The organism is Vibrio sp. Vb2880 (genome assembly GCF_033337975.1).
Lineage (GTDB): Bacteria > Pseudomonadota > Gammaproteobacteria > Enterobacterales > Vibrionaceae > Vibrio > Vibrio alginolyticus.
In genome coordinates this window covers 100430-118154 of sequence record NZ_JAWORT010000002.1, presented here as the reverse complement: position 1 = coordinate 118154, position 17725 = coordinate 100430, and the positions used below count along the sequence as shown (strand labels likewise).

Sequence of the window (17725 nt, the reverse complement as noted above, 5' to 3'; positions counted from 1 at the left end):
AGACACGGTGTCAAAACGATTAAGCCCCATTTCAGGGGCTTAGTTCTGATTATTCATCGTTACGCGTTGGCTTGAGCGCCTGCGAGTTTGCGTATGGTTTGGCGATAGGTTAGGTATGCGGAAACACCAGCTAACAGGTTGCCGATACAAGCGCCTAAGAGTAAACCTCGGATTCCATCCATTTGAGCGCCAACCCACAAGCACGGTAGGAAAAAGACAAACAAGCGCAGCGCTGAAATGGTGAGCGCGGTGTAAGATTTGCCTAATGCATTACAAAGAGAAACCATTAGCATACAAACCCCTAATGAACCCAAACTGATCGGCACTATCAGTAAATGCATTTCCAAGACTTGCTCCACTTGCACATCACTTGTCATCAATAATGCGAGTGGGTTTGCGACGGCAAATGTAATGGCAGCAATCAAAAGTTGGAAACCTAGAATGAATTTTACGGCAATGCTGACGAGCCTTTGGATATCTTCATAGTTCTTTGCTCCAAGTAAGCGTCCAACCATTGGAGGCATAGACATTGTCAGCGCCAAGACCGAAACGATAGCAAAGAACTCATAGCGTGAACCAAGCGCCCAAGCGGCGACTGCTGCGGTTCCAAAGCTTGCCAATAATTTTGTTGCTAGCATGGAAGACAACGGTGGCAGCAGTTGGCTAATCATCGCAGGGCCCATAATGTTACCGATAGATGCAACACTTTTGGCTACGTTAAGATCTTGCCATTGTGTCGTTGCCCAGTGATTCTTCTTCACGCGAGGAGCGACGACTAAAATACCAAACCCAAAAGCGACGATGGTTGCTATTGCCGCTCCGTTAATACCCAAGTCAAACGTGAAAATAAATAGCGGATCGAGCACAAGGTTCACGCCGCTGGTTATCATCATCATTGTGCCAGGTAACATTGTATTGCCATTAGCTCGGCAGATACTGTAGTAAAAATACAAAACCGCACCAGTCCATGAGCTTAATAACCACCAAGGCCAGTAACTGTCGATTATCGGCATAACAGATTCTGGAGCGCTTAATAGAGCTAAAATGGGGTAGCGCAAAAGCCAAATTAGCCCGCCAAAAATAGCGACACCGATTGAGCCGATCATCAATACCAATCCGCCAAGTTGTTTGGCATACCGACTTTCATTCGCCCCAAGAGCTTTAGAAATGACCGCTGTCGTTGCGATCCCTAAACCAACTTGAATACCGATAATGACCATTTGCAAAGGCAGAGTGAAACCTTGAGCGGCTAACGGTAAAACGCCGAGCTGACCGATAAACGCGCTATCCACAAGCTGAAAGCTCATTAAAGACAGAACGCCAAATAGCATTGGCCAGGTCATCGTAAATAATTGTTTTGCAAGCGTTGGTTGTGTACTTGTCGTAGTTGAAGACATAGAAAGCTGAATGCGTTAGGAATAAGAGTTAGATTGATTGTACACGGCGGTTAGTTTAGAGACAAAAATAAACCCCGAGGAAGATATTCTTGCTCGGGGTTCGAAAATCTAGCTTACGCGTTTATTTTTTGCCGCTAGTTTGCTTGTCTTCTTCAGTCAGCTCACGAATGCGACGGCTGATGTCACGACGTGCTTTAGAGATCTCAGCGCTTTTAATGATGTGGTCATCAACACGATCTTCATAGTCTGCTTTCATATTTTTGATGATTGCGACGATTTCATCGTGAGTCATTTCTGGTTTGATGTAGTCTAGAAGGTTTTCTAGAAGATCAACACGTTTACGGTTATCACGAACTTTCTTCTCGTTATCAAGAAGCTCACGTTTTAGTTTGTTTTTACGACGAGCTTGGTTAACGATTTCAAATACGCTACTCATAGTTCTCTTTCCTAATTTTATGAATATCTTCCTCGATTAAAGCACAACATCCAGTGGCATAACAGTCTTTAGATCAATAGCAATGCAGAGTTGAACATTTCTCAACCAATTGCGCTGTGTCCATATAATCGTGCTGCTTTCTTCGAGTTTTGGCCAACATCGTAGAATCCATCGATTCATTGTCATAACGTGGCCTTCACTATATTATCAACACCATTGAATGCAAAATGATGAACTTGATATGGACTCTGGTAACACTGCGGAGCAAGTAAATAGTCAAGATAATGAGCAAGTCACTCGCTCTGTGGCTGAAAAGTTAAAAACGGCGTATATCAACGCCCGTGAGCAACTCGAAATCATCGAAGTTGAGCTTAATCGTTCAAAAATAATGATGGTCGACCAAGATGGCAATTTGACGAGAGTGCCGATTCTCTCGGAGCATTGATACCTGACCCTATTCGTAAGGGGTGTCAGGTCTTACGCTATGCTTTAGCCTGACACCAACACCTGAACCGCTAACGCTTCTTGCACTGCTGTGTGAATTTATGGCGTATGATTTCGAAGCGATTTAGGTACAAAGTCAAATGCAAAAATAATAAGGAAATGCATTATGAAAGTTGAGCTAACGGCAATTGAAGCACGAGTTATTGGTTGCTTGATCGAAAAAGAAGTCACTACCCCAGATCTTTACCCCCTCAGCCTGAACGCATTAACCAACGCGTGTAATCAAAAAAGCAACCGTGATCCCGTGATGTCACTCTCTGAGTCAGACGTACTCGATGCCGTTGATGCTCTTATTGAGCGCAGGCTCGTCAGTGACGAAAGTGCGTTCAACAGCCGCGTCAGCAAGTATCAACACCGTTTCTGTAATACGGAATTTGGTGATTTAAAGCTGACAGAGCAGGAGAAGGGCATTGTATGCTGTATGCTTTTGCGCGGTGCTCAAACACCTGGGGAAATTCGTACTCGTACTAATCGTCTCGCGACATTTCATGATGTAAAAGAAGTGGAAACGGTCCTTGAGCATTTAGCAAGTGAAGAGAAAGGACCATTAGTGGTCAAATTGCCACGTGAGGCTGGTAAGCGGGAGTCGCGTTATATGCATTTGTTCTGTGGTGATGTTGATGCGTCCGAACTTGCTGCGCCTGTGTCTGCTGCAAGCTCGAGCTCCGATCGAGTAAGTCAGCTAGAGCTCGAAGTCGCTCAGCTGAAAGAAGAGCTGGATGAATTAAAAACTAAGGTTGAGTCACTGCTTTCATGATGGAAAATACAACGCAGCGTTGGAGTGTCTACCTGATACGAAATAACCGCAACGCGTTGTATTGTGGTGTTACCAATGATGTTGAACGAAGATTCAATCAGCACCAAACCGGAAAAGGAGCGAAAGCTTTGAAGGGAAAAGGCCCTTTGGTATTGGAATGGTCATCGGATTTTGACTCAAAGACGCTTGCCATGCGAGCAGAGTACTATATTAAGCAACTAACTAAAGCGAAAAAAGAGCTGCTCGTTATGTCAAAAGCAAATATTGTCGTCGACGAACATCAACAAATGATGTTAGAGATAGTGGCACTCTGATAAGCCCTTGCTACGCAAAGATACACGGAAACCGCCTATGTCACATTGGCGGTTTCTTTTTGTTTTTGGAGTACCATGTAGGAATAAACTGACGCATAATGGGCTGGTGTTCTGTTTAAAGGTCCTGAGTATGAAAAGCGCGAAATGTCTCTACGTCATCGAGACAAAGGAAGCGACTCAATGTACTTTATTTGCATCCACTCAGACCAAGAACCAATTTACTATTGAAACAGGCACTAAGAGAAAGGTAGATTACAAGAGTATAGGATGACTCGGCTAGGTAATGAATAGAGCTGAATTAGGCTCATAAAAAAGCTAAAAGAGCAGTAGATGAAAAAAGCGTTAGTATTCTCCCTGATTTCAATGGCCGCTTTTGCGCCGAATGTGCAGGCCACCCAAGTTCTTAATGGGTATTGGGCATATCAAGAGTTTTTAGACCAGTTTCCACAACAGAAGCAGTTAACTAGTGCGTTGGCTGAAGTGGTAAGAGAAACCCCTGTACCCGTAGCAAAAGACAAAAAGCGTCCACTGAAAATTTCTGTTGTTTATCCAGGGCAGCAGATCTCTGATTATTGGATTCGAAACATCGATGCGTTTGAAAAACGCCTAGATAAGCTTGATATCGACTATCAACTAAATCAAGTGTTTACTCGTCCTAATGCAGATATAAAGCAGCAAAGTTTGTCTTTAATGGAGGCGCTGAAAAGCAACTCCGATTACTTGATCTTTACTCTAGATACCACAAGACATCGTAAGTTTGTTGAGCATGTCTTAGATTCAAAGAAAACCAAGTTAATTTTACAAAATATCACCACACCTGTTAGGGATTGGGAACATCATCAGCCGTTTCTTTATGTTGGTTTCGACCACGCAGAAGGAAGTCGTGAATTGGCCGTTGAGTTTGGCAAGCGTTTCCCTAAACATAGCCACTATAGTGTTCTCTACTTCTCAGAGGGCTACATTAGTGACATCAGAGGCAACACTTTTATCAACCAAGTGAACCGCGATAATCAATTTGAACTACAATCTGCTTACTACACCAAAGCAACAAAGCAATCTGGGTATGAAGCTACAAAAGCCAGTTTGGAGAAGTATCCGGACGTTGACTTCATTTACGCGTGTTCTACCGATGTAGCATTAGGTGCTGTTGACGCTCTTAAAGAGTTAGGTCGTGATGATGTCATGATCAATGGTTGGGGCGGCGGTTCAGCAGAGTTAGAGGCGCTTTCTAAAGGGGAGTTAGACGTTACCGTTATGCGTATGAACGATGATACAGGTATTGCAATGGCTGAGGCCATTAAGTGGGATTTAGAAGGAAAGCCAGTTCCCACCGTTTACTCTGGTGATTTTGAAGTCGTTACCAAATCGGACTCTCCAGAAAGAATTGAAGCATTAAGAAAACGTGCATTTAGATACTCAGATAATTGATGACAACTACATCAAAAACAAGAAAGCGTCGCTCACTGTCGACGCTTATTACCAAAATAATTATTCTCGTACTTGCTCCGATCATTCTAGGCATCTTTGTCCAGAGTTATTACTTCTCGAAGCAGATTATTTGGCAGGAAGTCGACCGAACCAAGCAGCAGACCTCTGCCCTGATCCTGAACATTTTTGATAGCCATTTTGCAGCGATTCAGATTCATCACAACAGCAATTCGAAAAGTGATGTTGTATTGGATTTTTATACAGAACGTGATGAAGAGGCACTCAATTACTTTTTCATGAGTATTGACCAGAGTGATCCTTCCCATACACCAGAGTTTCGTTTCCTAACCGATCATCAAGGTATTATTTGGGACGATGGCAACGCGCATTTCTATGGCATCAACAACCTGATACTTAGCCGACTTGCCAGTCAAGTGACCTTTAGCAACAACTGGTATTATCTACCCTCACAGACCCCGATGGGAACTCGTCATCTTTTACTTCGTCGTGTACCCGTTTTACAACCTAAAACCGGTGAAGTGATGGGGTACTCTTACAATGTTGTTGTTTTAGATAATAACTTTGGGTTGATGGAAAGGTTAAAAAATGAAGGCAACGTCGACAATGTTGTGTTGGTCGCTAACAACACACCATTGGCAAGCTCATTAGTAGGAGATGAGGCTTATCAAATATTTGACGTACTCAAACGACGAGAGTCCCAGCACAAGCTTGACCAATTATTGATCATCAAAACCCCTATTGAGGTAAATGCCGCCGAGACTGACTTGTGCTTGCTTACTGTGCAAGACAATCAGAGCGTGGTGACATTGCAAATCCAACACCTGCTAGCAATGCTAGCCTCAGTTATCGGTATGGTCATGATTGCGCTAATGACTAAAGAATGGATCGAGAATCGAGTAGTTGAAGAGTTAGGATCCCTGATGGCATATACCCGCTCGGCTCGTGAAGAAAAAGGATTTGAGCGTTTTGAGGGGTCAGATATTGAGGAATTCGATCATATTGGTTCGACACTAGAAAACACTTTTGAAGAGCTTGAAGCACAAAAGCGCTCTTTCCGCGACCTGTTTAACTTTGCGTTATCTCCTATTATGGTGTGGTCTGAATCGGGTGTGCTTGTCCAAATCAATCCGGCAGCACGCAAAGAGTTAGTCATGGAAAACGATATTGAAACCATGCACCCAGTGTTCAAAGGTTTCAAAGAAAAGTTGATGCCACACCTTCGCATGGCGGCTCAGGGAGCTACGTTGACAGGCGTTAATGTGCCAATTGGAGACAAAGTATATCGCTGGAACTTATCGCCGATTCGAGTTGATGGAGATATTAGCGGTATTATTGTTCAAGGTCAGGATATAACCACGCTAATTGAGGCGGAAAAACAGAGTAACTTGGCGCGCAAAGAAGCAGAGAAATCTGCTCAAGCCCGTGCCGACTTTCTGGCTAAAATGAGCCATGAGATCCGAACGCCAATCAATGGAATTTTAGGGGTTGCTCAATTGCTAAAAGACTCTGTGGAAACAGAAGAGCAGAATAACCAAATTGACGTACTTCGACATAGTGGTGAGCACTTACTTGCTGTTTTGAATGATATTTTGGACTTTTCGAAGATTGAGCAGGGTAAGTTTAATATCCAAAAGCACCCGTTTTCTTTCACTGATACAATTCGAACGTTAGAAAACATTTATCGTCCTATTTGTGAAAGTAAAGGCGTCAACCTTGTCATTGAAAACAAAATAGATCCCAATGTTGAAATCTTTACTGACCAAGTTCGTCTGAACCAAATTTTATTCAACCTAGTCAGTAACTCAGTAAAGTTTACGCCCTCGGGTAGCGTGCGCTTGCATGCGGAACTTGAGCAGTTCTATGGCGCTGACAATAGTGTACTGGTCGTGGAAATTACGGATACAGGTATCGGCATCGAGTCTGACAAACTCGACCAAATGTTCGAACCTTTTGTTCAAGAAGAAGCAACAACGACTCGAGAATACGGTGGCAGTGGCTTAGGGCTGACCATTGTGAAGAGCCTTGTCGACATGCTGGAAGGTGATGTTCAAGTCCGCAGTCAGAAAGGCTTAGGAACGACTTTTGTCATTACAATGCCAGTGAAAGATCGTGAGCGAGTACTCACCCCTCTTGATTCGAGTTTGCGAGTTAAGCCAGGTGAACTATTTGCAGAGAGTCTCAAAGTGTTGTTGGTAGAGGATAACCATACTAACGCATTCATTCTAAAAGCGTTTTGTAACAAGTACAAAATGCAGGTTGATTGGTCGAAAGATGGGTTAGAAGCAATGGAATTCTTAAAAGATCATACTTACGATTTGATACTGATGGACAACCAACTTCCGCATCTTGGTGGAATTGAAACGACCAAAGAGATCCGACAAAAGCTAAAACTAGGCACGCCAATTTATGCGTGTACTGCTGACACCGCGAAAGAAACCAGTGACGCCTTTATGGAATCGGGTGCGAATTACGTGCTTCTCAAGCCGATTAAAGAAAATGCGCTCCATGAAGCATTTGTGGATTTTAAGCAGCGGTTCTTAGTCGAGCGAACATGAATAATTGGCTCACTACGAGATAACCCAATTATTCATTATCTGAAAAGCACAACACCATGACTGTGGGTTGTGCTTTTTTGTATCTGACCCTTTTACTCTTATACAAATCAGACTTTATTGGTCTCGACGTTTGTTGTGTACATCGCTGCATTTCAAATTCAAACATCGTGTTGTGTTACTTAGATTTCTGCCCCTTCACTGACACACCCAATGTGATTTCAATCACAAAAAAATATTTACTTAGCGTGCTAACTATTTTATATTACTTAGCACGCTAAGTAATTGAGTAGTTCTTATGATTCAAGACATCAACAGTTTGCGAGACCTTTCTCTGGCTGAAAAATTATCTCGTGTTGCTCGTTTGTGGAAAATGGTTGCAGATCGCGAGTTAGAGCCTTTAAACCTAACGTATCCGCGTTGGACTGCGTTATGGAAGCTTTATCGAATGGGTGACAACATCAGTCAGAAGCATTTGGCTGAAGCGCTTGAGATCGAGTTAGCGTCGTTGATGCGAACATTAAAATTATTAGAAGAGCAATCTCTGATCGTTCGCCATTGCTGTGAACACGATAAGCGAGCACGTATTGTTAGCCTCACAGAAGAGGGGAAAACCCTACTAAAGCAAATGGAGGCTCGAATTCTTCAAGTTCGAAGCAAGCTCCTAACGGACATCAACGACCAGGAACTTCAGCAGCTTTCATTGATTCTTGATCAGATTGCTCACAATGCGCTTGATTCACTTAGCGAATAAGTCAGAAAACCGAATAAAAAGAGAAGTAAACGCCTATGACTCCAGATCAAAAATTCGCACGTTGGATCAAATATTCTTGCGTCGCGTTTGTCCTTGTCTTTGCCTATTTTCTAGTTGCAGATCTCGCCATGCCGTTGACGCCTCAGGCAATGGCAACGCGTGTGGTAACTAAAGTGGCCCCCCGTGTGAGTGGGCAGATTACACATCTTTATGTTGCCAACAACCAAGAAATAAGCCAAGGCGATCTACTATTTCAGATTGATCCCCAGCCTTATCAGCTCGCCGTAGAAAAGGCTCAACTTAACCTTGAGCGTGTGATTCAAAACAACGAACAACTTGATGCTTCTATTGCGGCGGCAAAAGCAGACGTTGAAGCGAGCAAAATCGTGGCGGAACAAAAAGTTCGCGAAGCGAAACGTCTTAATACCCTGTTTCACCGTAATGGTACTTCGCAACAACAGCGCGATGACGCACAGAGCAGCGCAACGGCAGCTAAAGCGAACTTACTGGCCGCACGTGCTCGTTTAAAAGAGTTGGAAGTAAACCGCGGTGATTTAGGCGCGACGAATGTGAATATCCGCGTGGCGCAAAACCAGCTAAAACAAGCGGAACTTAATCTGTCTTACACTCAAGTCTCGGCGGAACATGATGGCGTTGTCGCTAACTTGCAGCTGGAGACGGGGGCCTATGCAGCAGCTGGTACACCTCTTGTCGCTTTAGTCTCCGATGACGTGGATATCATTGCCGACTTTCGTGAAAAGAGTTTACGACACTTTAATCAGAACAGCCGTGCGTTAGTGGCTTTTGATAGCTTACCTGGTGATGTATTTGAAGCTCGTATTACGAGTGTGGATGCCGGGGTCAGCTCGGGTCAATTCGATGCGGATGGCCGCTTAGCAACACCAACTGACTCAAACCGTTGGGTGAGAGACGCGCAGCGCTTACGTTTACATTTAGCTATCGATGAACCTCAGCAGCGCGCATTTCCAGCAGGGGCACGAGCAACCGTGCAGTTGTTGCCAGAAAACGCATTATCTGGCTGGTTAGCGAGGTGCCAGATCCAATTCTTGAGTCTTCTTCATTATATTTATTAACGAGGAGGCGATATGAAGTTATGGGACCACCCCATGTCGGAAAACGACTTCCGTCAGTGTTTGCGCATTGCAACTGGTGCGACCATTGGTTTCACTTTATGTAAAGTATTTGGTTGGAACTATGGCGTATTCTTTACTGTAACCCCGATGCTGTTACTTGGAATGGTGCCAGTCATGAGTCTACATGCCGCACGACAACTGATTTTTTCAGCGGTTGTTTGTGGATTAGAAGTTGGTGTTCTTGGTGGGTTATTTGGTGGGCACCCTGGCATGATGACAATCATTGCATTCGGGTTGTTTCTGTATAAATTCGCCTGTATGTCAAAAGGGAGCTTATTCTTATTTGGAGCGAACAGCGTACTGAGCTTAAGCATCATGCTGCATTTTGCGAGTTATCCAACCACTGACTTAAATGACCTAATATTTAGCAATCTGCAAGCGAATGTTATTTCAGTGATCGTTGCTTATGTGGTGACATTTTTGATTCCCGATGCGGAACCTCGTCAGCCACCAGCGAAACCGTCGCAGCCTAAACAGAGTCATCGCATGCGTCATGAAGCCCTTATGGGGGCGAGTATCGCTACAATGTCTTTCCTTGTATTCCAGCTATTTGACCTCAGTGACTCTATGTCTGCTCAGGCGACAACCTTACTTTTATTGTTTCCTATGCATTGGAACGGTGCTTTAGGGTATGCGCGAAAAAGAGCAATGGGGACCTTGATGGGGGTGACCTTTGGTATCGTCGGACAACTTGTATTATACGATTGGTCGGATACCTTATTGTTTATCGTCCCATTGCTTTGGATTGGTGCAATGATGTTCAGTTATATGCACGTGAAAGAGTCTAGCGGTTCGGGAGCCGGATTTGGCGGTTTAACCACATTAGGCATTTTGTTCGGCCAATATCTTACTCCGGATGGTGACTTAATGTTCAGTGCGCTGTATCGCGTGAGCAGTATTTTGTTTGCTATTGTTGCGACGCTGCTTGTGACCTATACGGTTCACAGAATACTCAACAGCTTTGAGGCGACGCGCTTTAGCGAGCAGTAAGTTCAGACGTTACTGGTTAGAAAGGATTGCTCCAGTAACTCTGTTTTTAGTTCGTGAGTCATCTCAATGGAACTAGCAAACTTAATTCCAACTACCCATCCCTTCACCAATTTCTTAATGTTGGCAATGACACATCGATTTTCTTCTCCGATATAGTGGCTTAACGGGCATTCGATGGTAACACTCTCACCCACGTTGAATTCGGGCTCAATCAAGGTTGATATACCAACACCTGCTAGAGAAAAATCGATAAGGCTACCGTAGTAGACATTCCCTGCATGAATAACGTTACAGTCCATTTGCAACTTGTAACGCTCATGTTCCCGAACTGGTTTGGTTGCAAATGTTCCTGGAATGCGGATAAATAAAAGGGGAGATGGTCGAACGGTCGTCGTCAGCACGCTGGACTTAAACGCAATGACATGGCCTAACTCCGTATCTGATACACCACGCACTATGATATCGGCGTTGGGGAGTTTTCTCATCACTTGCTCTTCAAGCAAACGCATTGGTATATCAAGAATCAAATAAGCATTTTCTTTCATCCCAAGATAAGTGGTGGAATACGTATATTGATCCTTAGGCCCAAATTCGAAATTAGTAGAAAGTTTCATTCCCGGTTTGAGAAACCTATGCAGTTCATCTTTAGTATGAGTGGCTGGCATCACATTGGCGTTTTAATTTTTAGTTAAGCTGAGGCTATCAAAACGCCATTTTGTTATTCAAGATAGTAAGGCATAAGTTTTTGTAAAATCATCGCTATCTGTGAAGTGGTGGGCGATAAGTTTGGCTCATTCCACCTTTCATAAAGATTTGGCTTGCCACAATACTGCCGCATGTGACCAACATCAGCGCTAACCAAGTGAGAGAATCTGGTTGTTCACCAAAAATTGGAACGGCAAGAAGTGTCGCGACGACTGGAGTTAATGAACCAAAAGCAGCGCTGGCTTCGGCACCGATGATCCTAATTGCATAAATGAAAGTGAAAGAAGCGATTAAACCTGCGCCAACACCTTGTAGCATCGCGTGGCCAAATAACTCCTCCCATGGCCACTGGCTGAACGGTGTTACCACCAAATAACTGTCTACCCACCCGAAACCAACGGCGATGATGAGTAGAGCCAAAGACGCGATTGCAACGAATCCTGCACAGACGTGTGCATTAAGATTAGCGACACGAGCGCTGATGGTGAAAGCAGCCCACATGATGCTGCCAGTTAGAAACAGGATATGCCCTTGCAACTGAGACCAGTTGTACTCTGCGCCGCTATTAGAAAGAAGGAATACGAAAATCCCTAACAACACCGTAGAAAGCCCGATTAAGCGGTGAGCACTCAGCGACTGTTGATAACAAAGTACCGCGATAGCAGAAACAAACAATGGCAAAGTGCCAGGTACTAATGCACTGCCGTGCGCCACTGGAGCGAAATGCATAGCCGTTCCGACGACCAGAAGATAGGGAAGGCCGCTTCCAACCACAACACCAACCAGGTAGCGTTTAGGCACTACGCGCAGCGACTGTTTATGCTTAATCACAAATGGTAATAAAATTATACTTGGGATTAGAAAGCGAACTAACGCGATATCGGCTGGCTGCAAGGCAGAAATTGCGCCCCCTTTTAAAGAAATAAAGAAACCAGACCAAAGCAGTAAGGTCGTTAATATAGCTGCGTATCCCAAGATCATTATCGACATGTCCATTTGTAAATGATGTGTTAATTGTTGAATAAAACTCTTGCCAAAGGGAGGCAAAGTTTGACGTAATTAGGCTTGATGTTGGTGATAAATTGCGTATAAGTGTTAATTGTTGGTGATTAAAGGCATGGAAGAATAGATGGATAAAATTGACAGGCAACTTATCAACCTAATGCAGAAGGATGCCACTCTGACAACGGCAGAACTTGCTGACCAAGTAGGGCTATCGGCATCACCTTGTGCAAGACGCATTAAGCGTTTGGAGCAGGAAGGTGTAATAAGTGGTTATCGAGCTATTGTGTCCAGAGACACTGTAGGCATCGCGATGACTGTATTTGTTGAAGTGAGTTTAAATAACCACCAAGCTTCTTCGATTGATGAGTTTGAACATGCCGTTGTTGAGATGGATGAAGTGATCTCATGCCATGTCGTATCAGGGGCCTATGATTACCTGTTAGAGGTGGTCAGTAAAGATCTCGCTGGTTATGAAACATTTACTAGAAAGTTACAGCGATTAGAAAATGTGAAAGATATTCATACCCACCTGGCGATTAGACAAGTGAAAGGAAATGGCAGTTTGCCGATTTATGCATAAGAAAGATGAAATTTTTCGATAGACTTAAGATTGCCCACTATCATCGAAAGCGATATAGACAGTTTGGTAAAGACAGAGCCCGAACTCTGGGATGGGCAGATAAGTATAGTCAGATCAGCCGTTTTGAGGCGTTGTGCCGAGGGTTAACGTTAGACGGTTCAAGTATTTTAGATATTGGGTGCGGCTACGGAGACTTGTTAGCGTTTATCGAACTTACGGGGGGGCTTCCTCAAAGCTATATTGGCATTGATCAGCAAAAACAGTTTATCTCTGAAGCCAGAAAACGAGATTTTCGTACGCAAAGTAAGTTTATATGTGGCGACTTTTCAACGTTGGTATTGCCTCGTTGCGACTTTGTTTTTGCTTCCGGATCATTGAACTATCAATCCACCAACCCAAATCATACCATTGAAATGATTGATAAAATGTACCGAGCGACAGAGAAAGGTTGTGTGTTTAACTTGTTGGATGCATCCAAACTACCCAGCATGAAAATGTTAGCGTCGCACAATAAAGAAGGTGTCTTTCGCTATTGTCGGTTGCTGTGTCCGAATACACGATTGATTGAGGGGTACTCCGAGCACGACTTTACGATTGCCATGATCAAAAAAGCGGAGTCCGTTTCCTGACTCCGCCTTATAAATTCTTAAGCCTTATTGGTTTTTGTATTGTGAGATTTCACAGTTACCTGTGTATCTATCAACCTTGAATGAGAAAGCGGCTGAATGGTATTCCCTCCCATCACTCCATATTGTTTCTCCGAAGATTTTACAAAGATCCAAATCACTGATTGAACCGAACTCTTTTACGTGCCTAACTACTGACAAAAACTTGGCTTTGGTAGCATTAGGACATTCCCTGTTACTTAATCGATTGATAACCATGTTTGTAGCATCATCTCCAGCCAAATGTGACTTTTTATTAAATTTTATTAATGGCTAAACTAACCAAAAAATGTCCATAAGTAAAGCATTAATGTGACGTATGTCTCTATAAATTGATTGTCTTGGTCATGGTTTAGTCAAGTTTGTCAAAGGGAACAATCCCATTATTTACATTTGATATCATTCAGGACTAAGGAAAGATAAAAAGCACGAATAACGTCCAATATTGGAGTAAAAAACAAACATCGTCTATTCAAAACTGGCTCTGTTTTTACTTCGAAACATCTTGAGCGTATTGAAGCGCTCGAGCTTCTTTATCATAGACTTGTGACAGAGTTTGATATTGTGAAGAGAGGCGCTTGTAATCTTCAGCAAGTTCCAAAGCGTTGGTGTTATACCATTCCGCAGTTATTTGATTGGCTGTTTTGTTTGACTCGCGGCACTTCTGGGCCAGTATCTCCCACCCATTTGCTGACCATTGGGATTGTGTGCTCAATTTAAGCAGCTGATTCGCTTTAGTTGTGAGCTCTTCTTTGTATTGAATCGATGCTTTTAATTGCGCTTTGAACACATTTTGGTTCGACTTGGCACGCCAAAGTAGCACGAGCTCATGCAGTGAAAAGGTTTCGGACAATAACTGACGCTGTTTATGTTCGGTCAAAAGTGTATTGAATACCTCAACATGCTGATTGTAATTGGACTCTAAACGATTGAATTGGGTAAGATTGTCATTCCACGACGATGGGTTACATTGAATATTGGCGTGCCCCGTTATCGGGAACAGAAGAAATAGTAGTATCCAATTGAGTCTGTTGATCATTATTGCTCGCGTTAGTTGACCTGCTCTTTTGAGTATATACCCAAATTTCTACGACATGCGTGCTGCTGGTGGGATAAGAATAAAGAATGAAAAGGAAAAGGGCATGAAGAAAATTCTCGTCGCATTGATTGTCATGCTGTTGCTCGGCGGAGCGGGGGCTGGATACTATTTCTTCTTTATGCAGAAAGATGAACCTGAAGCACCAAAGGCTACACAAGTCGAGCAATCGTCACTGCAAAAAGAAACATCCAAACCGATTCTGGATTTAGAAGCCGTTCCCCCGGAAGTTACCGAGTACTACGTCATTGAGCGTCGTGTCAATGTTTACAACAAGCCTAACCTTAATGCTTTAGTTGTCGATACGCTCTATAAGGGAGAAAAAGTATCGGTGTTAGAAAAAGTAGATGGGTGGTACCGAATCTCCGGCTATCTTGTCTATGAAGAGGGTGGTGAAGAAAAAGCCGAATGGTTGAATGCTGAAGGGTTATCTGATGCAGAGCCAGTTATTAAAGAGCAAGAGCGCTTAGAGATATTAGATGAATACCTACAGAAATCGGATGATTTAAAAGTTCACTTGGATATTTTCCGTAAGAAAACACAGCAATTGTTAGACGATGAAACCTGTGATCCGAGTGATTTTGAGGAGCTCGGGGGCTGGGTTCGTTCTGTGACGTTCAAAAAGCGCAACGTTTACTTCATCTATTGTGGCGGTTTGGAGCAAGAGAACAAGATCTACTTAGATGTTGATAAGGGCGATATTTTTTATCAATAACTCACGACCAATTACACTAGTTCTCTAAAGACGTTTTGATAAATGCAATAACGATGCAAACCTGAAATCAGAGATTTATAACTTTTTAGTTGTGAACCATAATCAATAGGAATACTATCAACGAGTCAAGTGACCTAACTTGGCTCTTTGTGTTTTTAGTGAGTTCCTATGCCTTGGATTTACCTTAGAAAGTTGATTTTGCTGCTATGTGCAATGGTATTGCTACCAGTGCATGTATCTGCTGCGCAAATCGACCACAAGGCTCACGTACCGCACTTTTCTAAGCTACAACCTTTTGTAGCCGTAAGTGTATCGCCAAACTCTTCCGTCGATTTTTCTGAAGTTTCAGAAGAAAGCTCTCAATCTCCAGTATCTGAAGGCCATGCAAGTCTCGATTCCGTTGCTTTGTTTAACTCTCAGCGCTGGACGTCTTACTTACGGGAAGGGCTTGATGACGAGCACGTAGATTTTGTCGGCGATCTCACTACTCCGTTTTACGCTGATGCGGGTTACGCATACAGCTTGATGGACATTAACTGGCGTCACAACCAGTCCACATTTTATCATTTCACAAGCGATCATCGCATTTCTGGTTGGAAAGAGACCAATGCCATGTACGTCGCACTCAATAGTCAGTTTTCTGCCTAAACACCATTTATTTGCACCATTGTGCACTCTTAACACGACGATTGTATTCGACAGGACGTGAGCGTTCTGAGCATTTCATACCCTGAATTTATTCTGGGAGCATCTGTCGTGTGTTAAGCCTTGTTATTAAAAGCTTCACTTCATCGTGAAGGGATGATGTTTACATGAAAAAAACACCAAAGCAGCAAAAGAACAGAAAGCTGATGAATCACTACTCAGCTTGGAAATATGTAGTATTAATCACGACGGTCATTATTTTAACCCTAAGTGCTATACCAACTTGGTTTGGCGAACAGCCTTCTATCCAGTTGACGTTTTCGGAGCAAAACAACAGTGAAATGTCGGTTGTTCATCTGAATCAACTGCTAAAAACCAACCATATTTCAGCCGACAAAATCATCGAAAAAGACGGCAAAACAACCATTGTATTCGATGGTGAAGATGCGCAAAGTAAAGCTCGTGCGTTGTTAAACAAAGAGCTAAATAAAGACGACAGCATCACTTTCTCATACGTATCGGTTGCGCCAGAATGGTTGAATGAGATGGGCTTTAGCCCAATTAAGCTCGGTCTTGACCTTCGTGGTGGCGTTCAGTTCTTGTTGAATGTTGATGTGAATAAAGCGTTTGAAGAACAACGTGATGCATTGATTGATGAAATCAAAGCGAACCTACGTGATCAACGTGTTCGTGGTGTGCAAGTTCGAGCAGAAAGCGGCAACCGAATTACGGTAAACAGTGACAGCGAGCAAGCATTGTCGGAAGTGAACAAGTTCTTGCGTCAAAATTACCCGGGCTGGATTTCAAAAAGTTCATCTCGTGGCTTTGTGCTTGAACCGAGTGAACAAAATATCCAAGAATTTCAATCGTCGACTCTTCAACAAAACCTGAAGATCATGCGTGGTCGTATTGAAGAACTTGGTATCACAGAAGCACTAGTGCAACGCCAAGGTAAAGAGAGCATTCGAATTGAGCTCCCTGGTGTACAAGATCCTGCTCAAGCGAAAAACGTTATTGGTGCAACAGCAAGCTTGGCGTTTTATGAAGTGAAAGATGCGAGCCAAGCACACAGCAGCCAAGATCTTGTTCTTCAAGATAATGATGGTCGTACTGTGATTTTGTCAAAACGACCAGTTCTAACGGGCGAGCACATCGTGAACGCTCGTGCTGGTGTCGACAAAATGGGCATGTCAGAAGTCAATATTTCTCTTGACCACGCTGGTGGTAAGAAAATGAGTGACTTCTCAGCAACTCACATCGGCAAGCCAATGGCGACCGTTTACCGTGAATACAAAACAAACGATCGCGGTGTAACTGAGCGTAGTGAGCGCGTTATCAGCGTCGCGACTATTCAATCTCAGCTTGGTAGCCAGTTCCGTATTACTGGGGCAGGTAGCATGGACGATGCGCAGCAGTTGGCGCTATTGCTTCGCGCGGGGTCACTGACCGCGCCGGTTACTATTGTGGAAGAGCGAACAATCGGTGCTTCTCTGGGTGCAGAAAACATTGAAAACGGTTTTGCAGCACTGGCTTTAGGTATGGGACTAACACTGACCTTTATGGCACTTTGGTACCGCCGCTTAGGTTGGGTAGCAAACGTGGCGCTTTGTGCCAACATGCTTTGTTTGCTTGGCTTAATCGCCTTGTTACCAGGAGCGGTTCTAACGCTTCCGGGTATTGCCGGTTTAGTGTTAACCGTCGGTATGGCAGTAGACACCAACGTTATTATCTTTGAACGTATTAAGGACAAAATGCGTGAAGGCCGCAGCTTCGCTCAAGCGATTGATCTTGGCTTTGACAGCGCATTCTCGACCATCCTTGATGCCAACATTACTACCATGATCACCGCCGTGATTTTGTACGCCATCGGTAATGGCCCAATCCAAGGCTTTGCCTTAACACTCGGATTAGGTTTGTTAACCAGTATGTTTACAGGCGTATTTGCCTCTAGAGCAATGATCAATTTAATTTGGGGCCGCGATGCCCGTCGTGATGTGAGGGTTTAAT

18 protein-coding genes are annotated in these 17725 nt (G+C 43.6%); 13 read left to right on the top strand and 5 right to left on the bottom strand.

Annotated features, from left to right (window positions below):
- Positions 1 to 59: 59 nt before the first annotated feature.
- Both R7M92_RS02430 and R7M92_RS02425 read right to left on the bottom strand, forming a co-directional pair.
- Positions 60 to 1397 carry an MATE family efflux transporter gene (locus R7M92_RS02430; RefSeq protein WP_005385628.1) on the bottom strand — a complete coding sequence of 446 codons (1338 nt, stop codon included), beginning with the start codon at positions 1395 to 1397 and terminating at the stop codon, positions 60 to 62.
- A gap of 121 nt (positions 1398 to 1518) precedes the next feature.
- Complete coding sequence (locus R7M92_RS02425) at positions 1519 to 1833, bottom strand: DUF496 family protein (protein ID WP_005373603.1); 315 nt, start codon at positions 1831 to 1833, stop codon at positions 1519 to 1521.
- A gap of 241 nt (positions 1834 to 2074) precedes the next feature.
- On the opposite strand from R7M92_RS02425, the gene R7M92_RS02420 reads away from it, so the two are divergent.
- The 8 genes from R7M92_RS02420 (at position 2075) to R7M92_RS02385 (ending at position 10307) form a co-directional block, all read left to right on the top strand.
- Entirely contained in the window at positions 2075 to 2278 is a 204-nt protein-coding gene (locus R7M92_RS02420; RefSeq protein ID WP_031777159.1) for a hypothetical protein, read from the top strand.
- 165 nt (positions 2279 to 2443) lie between these two features.
- Positions 2444 to 3094, top strand: a complete 651-nt coding sequence (locus R7M92_RS02415) for a YceH family protein (RefSeq protein ID WP_318132607.1) — start codon at positions 2444 to 2446, stop codon at positions 3092 to 3094.
- Positions 3091 to 3408, top strand: a complete 318-nt coding sequence (locus R7M92_RS02410; protein ID WP_005373593.1) for a GIY-YIG nuclease family protein — start codon at positions 3091 to 3093, stop codon at positions 3406 to 3408. The genes R7M92_RS02415 and R7M92_RS02410 overlap by 4 nt, the downstream gene beginning before the upstream one ends.
- A gap of 330 nt (positions 3409 to 3738) precedes the next feature.
- Positions 3739 to 4836 carry an autoinducer 2-binding periplasmic protein LuxP gene (locus R7M92_RS02405; RefSeq protein WP_130546375.1) on the top strand — a complete coding sequence of 366 codons (1098 nt, stop codon included), beginning with the start codon at positions 3739 to 3741 and terminating at the stop codon, positions 4834 to 4836.
- Complete coding sequence (gene luxQ, locus R7M92_RS02400; RefSeq protein ID WP_262658243.1) at positions 4836 to 7412, top strand: quorum-sensing autoinducer 2 sensor kinase/phosphatase LuxQ; 2577 nt, start codon at positions 4836 to 4838, stop codon at positions 7410 to 7412. The genes R7M92_RS02405 and luxQ overlap by 1 nt, the downstream gene beginning before the upstream one ends.
- 295 nt (positions 7413 to 7707) lie before the next feature.
- A complete protein-coding gene (slyA, locus tag R7M92_RS02395) occupies positions 7708 to 8163 on the top strand; it encodes a transcriptional regulator SlyA (RefSeq protein WP_017635177.1) in 456 nt (151 codons plus the stop codon).
- Positions 8164 to 8198: 35 nt separating this feature from the next.
- Positions 8199 to 9257, top strand: a complete 1059-nt coding sequence (locus R7M92_RS02390) for an HlyD family secretion protein (RefSeq protein ID WP_005373588.1) — start codon at positions 8199 to 8201, stop codon at positions 9255 to 9257.
- A gap of 12 nt (positions 9258 to 9269) precedes the next feature.
- On the top strand, positions 9270 to 10307 hold the full coding sequence (locus tag R7M92_RS02385) for a DUF2955 domain-containing protein (protein ID WP_017635179.1): 1038 nt from the start codon (positions 9270 to 9272) through the stop codon (positions 10305 to 10307).
- Positions 10308 to 10309: 2 nt separating this feature from the next.
- Here R7M92_RS02385 and R7M92_RS02380 read toward each other — a convergent pair whose 3' ends face one another.
- Positions 10310 to 10972 (bottom strand): flagellar brake protein, encoded by a 663-nt coding sequence (locus tag R7M92_RS02380; RefSeq protein ID WP_054574593.1) that lies wholly within the window; start codon positions 10970 to 10972, stop codon positions 10310 to 10312.
- 94 nt (positions 10973 to 11066) lie between these two features.
- Positions 11067 to 11993, bottom strand: a complete 927-nt coding sequence (locus R7M92_RS02375; RefSeq protein WP_017635181.1) for a DMT family transporter — start codon at positions 11991 to 11993, stop codon at positions 11067 to 11069.
- Positions 11994 to 12141: 148 nt separating this feature from the next.
- Here R7M92_RS02375 and R7M92_RS02370 point away from each other — a divergent pair, with 148 nt between their 5' ends.
- Entirely contained in the window at positions 12142 to 12597 is a 456-nt protein-coding gene (locus R7M92_RS02370; protein ID WP_005373581.1) for an Lrp/AsnC family transcriptional regulator, read from the top strand.
- 5 nt (positions 12598 to 12602) lie between these two features.
- Positions 12603 to 13226: a class I SAM-dependent methyltransferase gene (locus R7M92_RS02365; RefSeq protein ID WP_171346086.1), complete on the top strand. Its 624-nt coding sequence runs from the start codon at positions 12603 to 12605 to the stop codon at positions 13224 to 13226.
- Positions 13227 to 13752: 526 nt separating this feature from the next.
- On the opposite strand, the gene R7M92_RS02355 is transcribed toward R7M92_RS02365, so the two are convergent.
- Positions 13753 to 14301: a hypothetical protein gene (locus tag R7M92_RS02355; RefSeq protein WP_017635183.1), complete on the bottom strand. Its 549-nt coding sequence runs from the start codon at positions 14299 to 14301 to the stop codon at positions 13753 to 13755.
- Positions 14302 to 14404: 103 nt separating this feature from the next.
- Here R7M92_RS02355 and R7M92_RS02350 point away from each other — a divergent pair, with 103 nt between their 5' ends.
- The 3 genes from R7M92_RS02350 (at position 14405) to secD (ending at position 17724) form a co-directional block, all read left to right on the top strand.
- A complete protein-coding gene (locus R7M92_RS02350) occupies positions 14405 to 15073 on the top strand; it encodes an SH3 domain-containing protein (protein WP_318132604.1) in 669 nt (222 codons plus the stop codon).
- A 168-nt stretch (positions 15074 to 15241) separates the two neighbouring features.
- Complete coding sequence (locus tag R7M92_RS02345; protein WP_318132603.1) at positions 15242 to 15721, top strand: hypothetical protein; 480 nt, start codon at positions 15242 to 15244, stop codon at positions 15719 to 15721.
- 164 nt (positions 15722 to 15885) lie between these two features.
- Positions 15886 to 17724 (top strand): protein translocase subunit SecD, encoded by a 1839-nt coding sequence (secD, locus tag R7M92_RS02340; RefSeq protein WP_154204239.1) that lies wholly within the window; start codon positions 15886 to 15888, stop codon positions 17722 to 17724.
- Position 17725 lies beyond the last annotated feature (1 nt).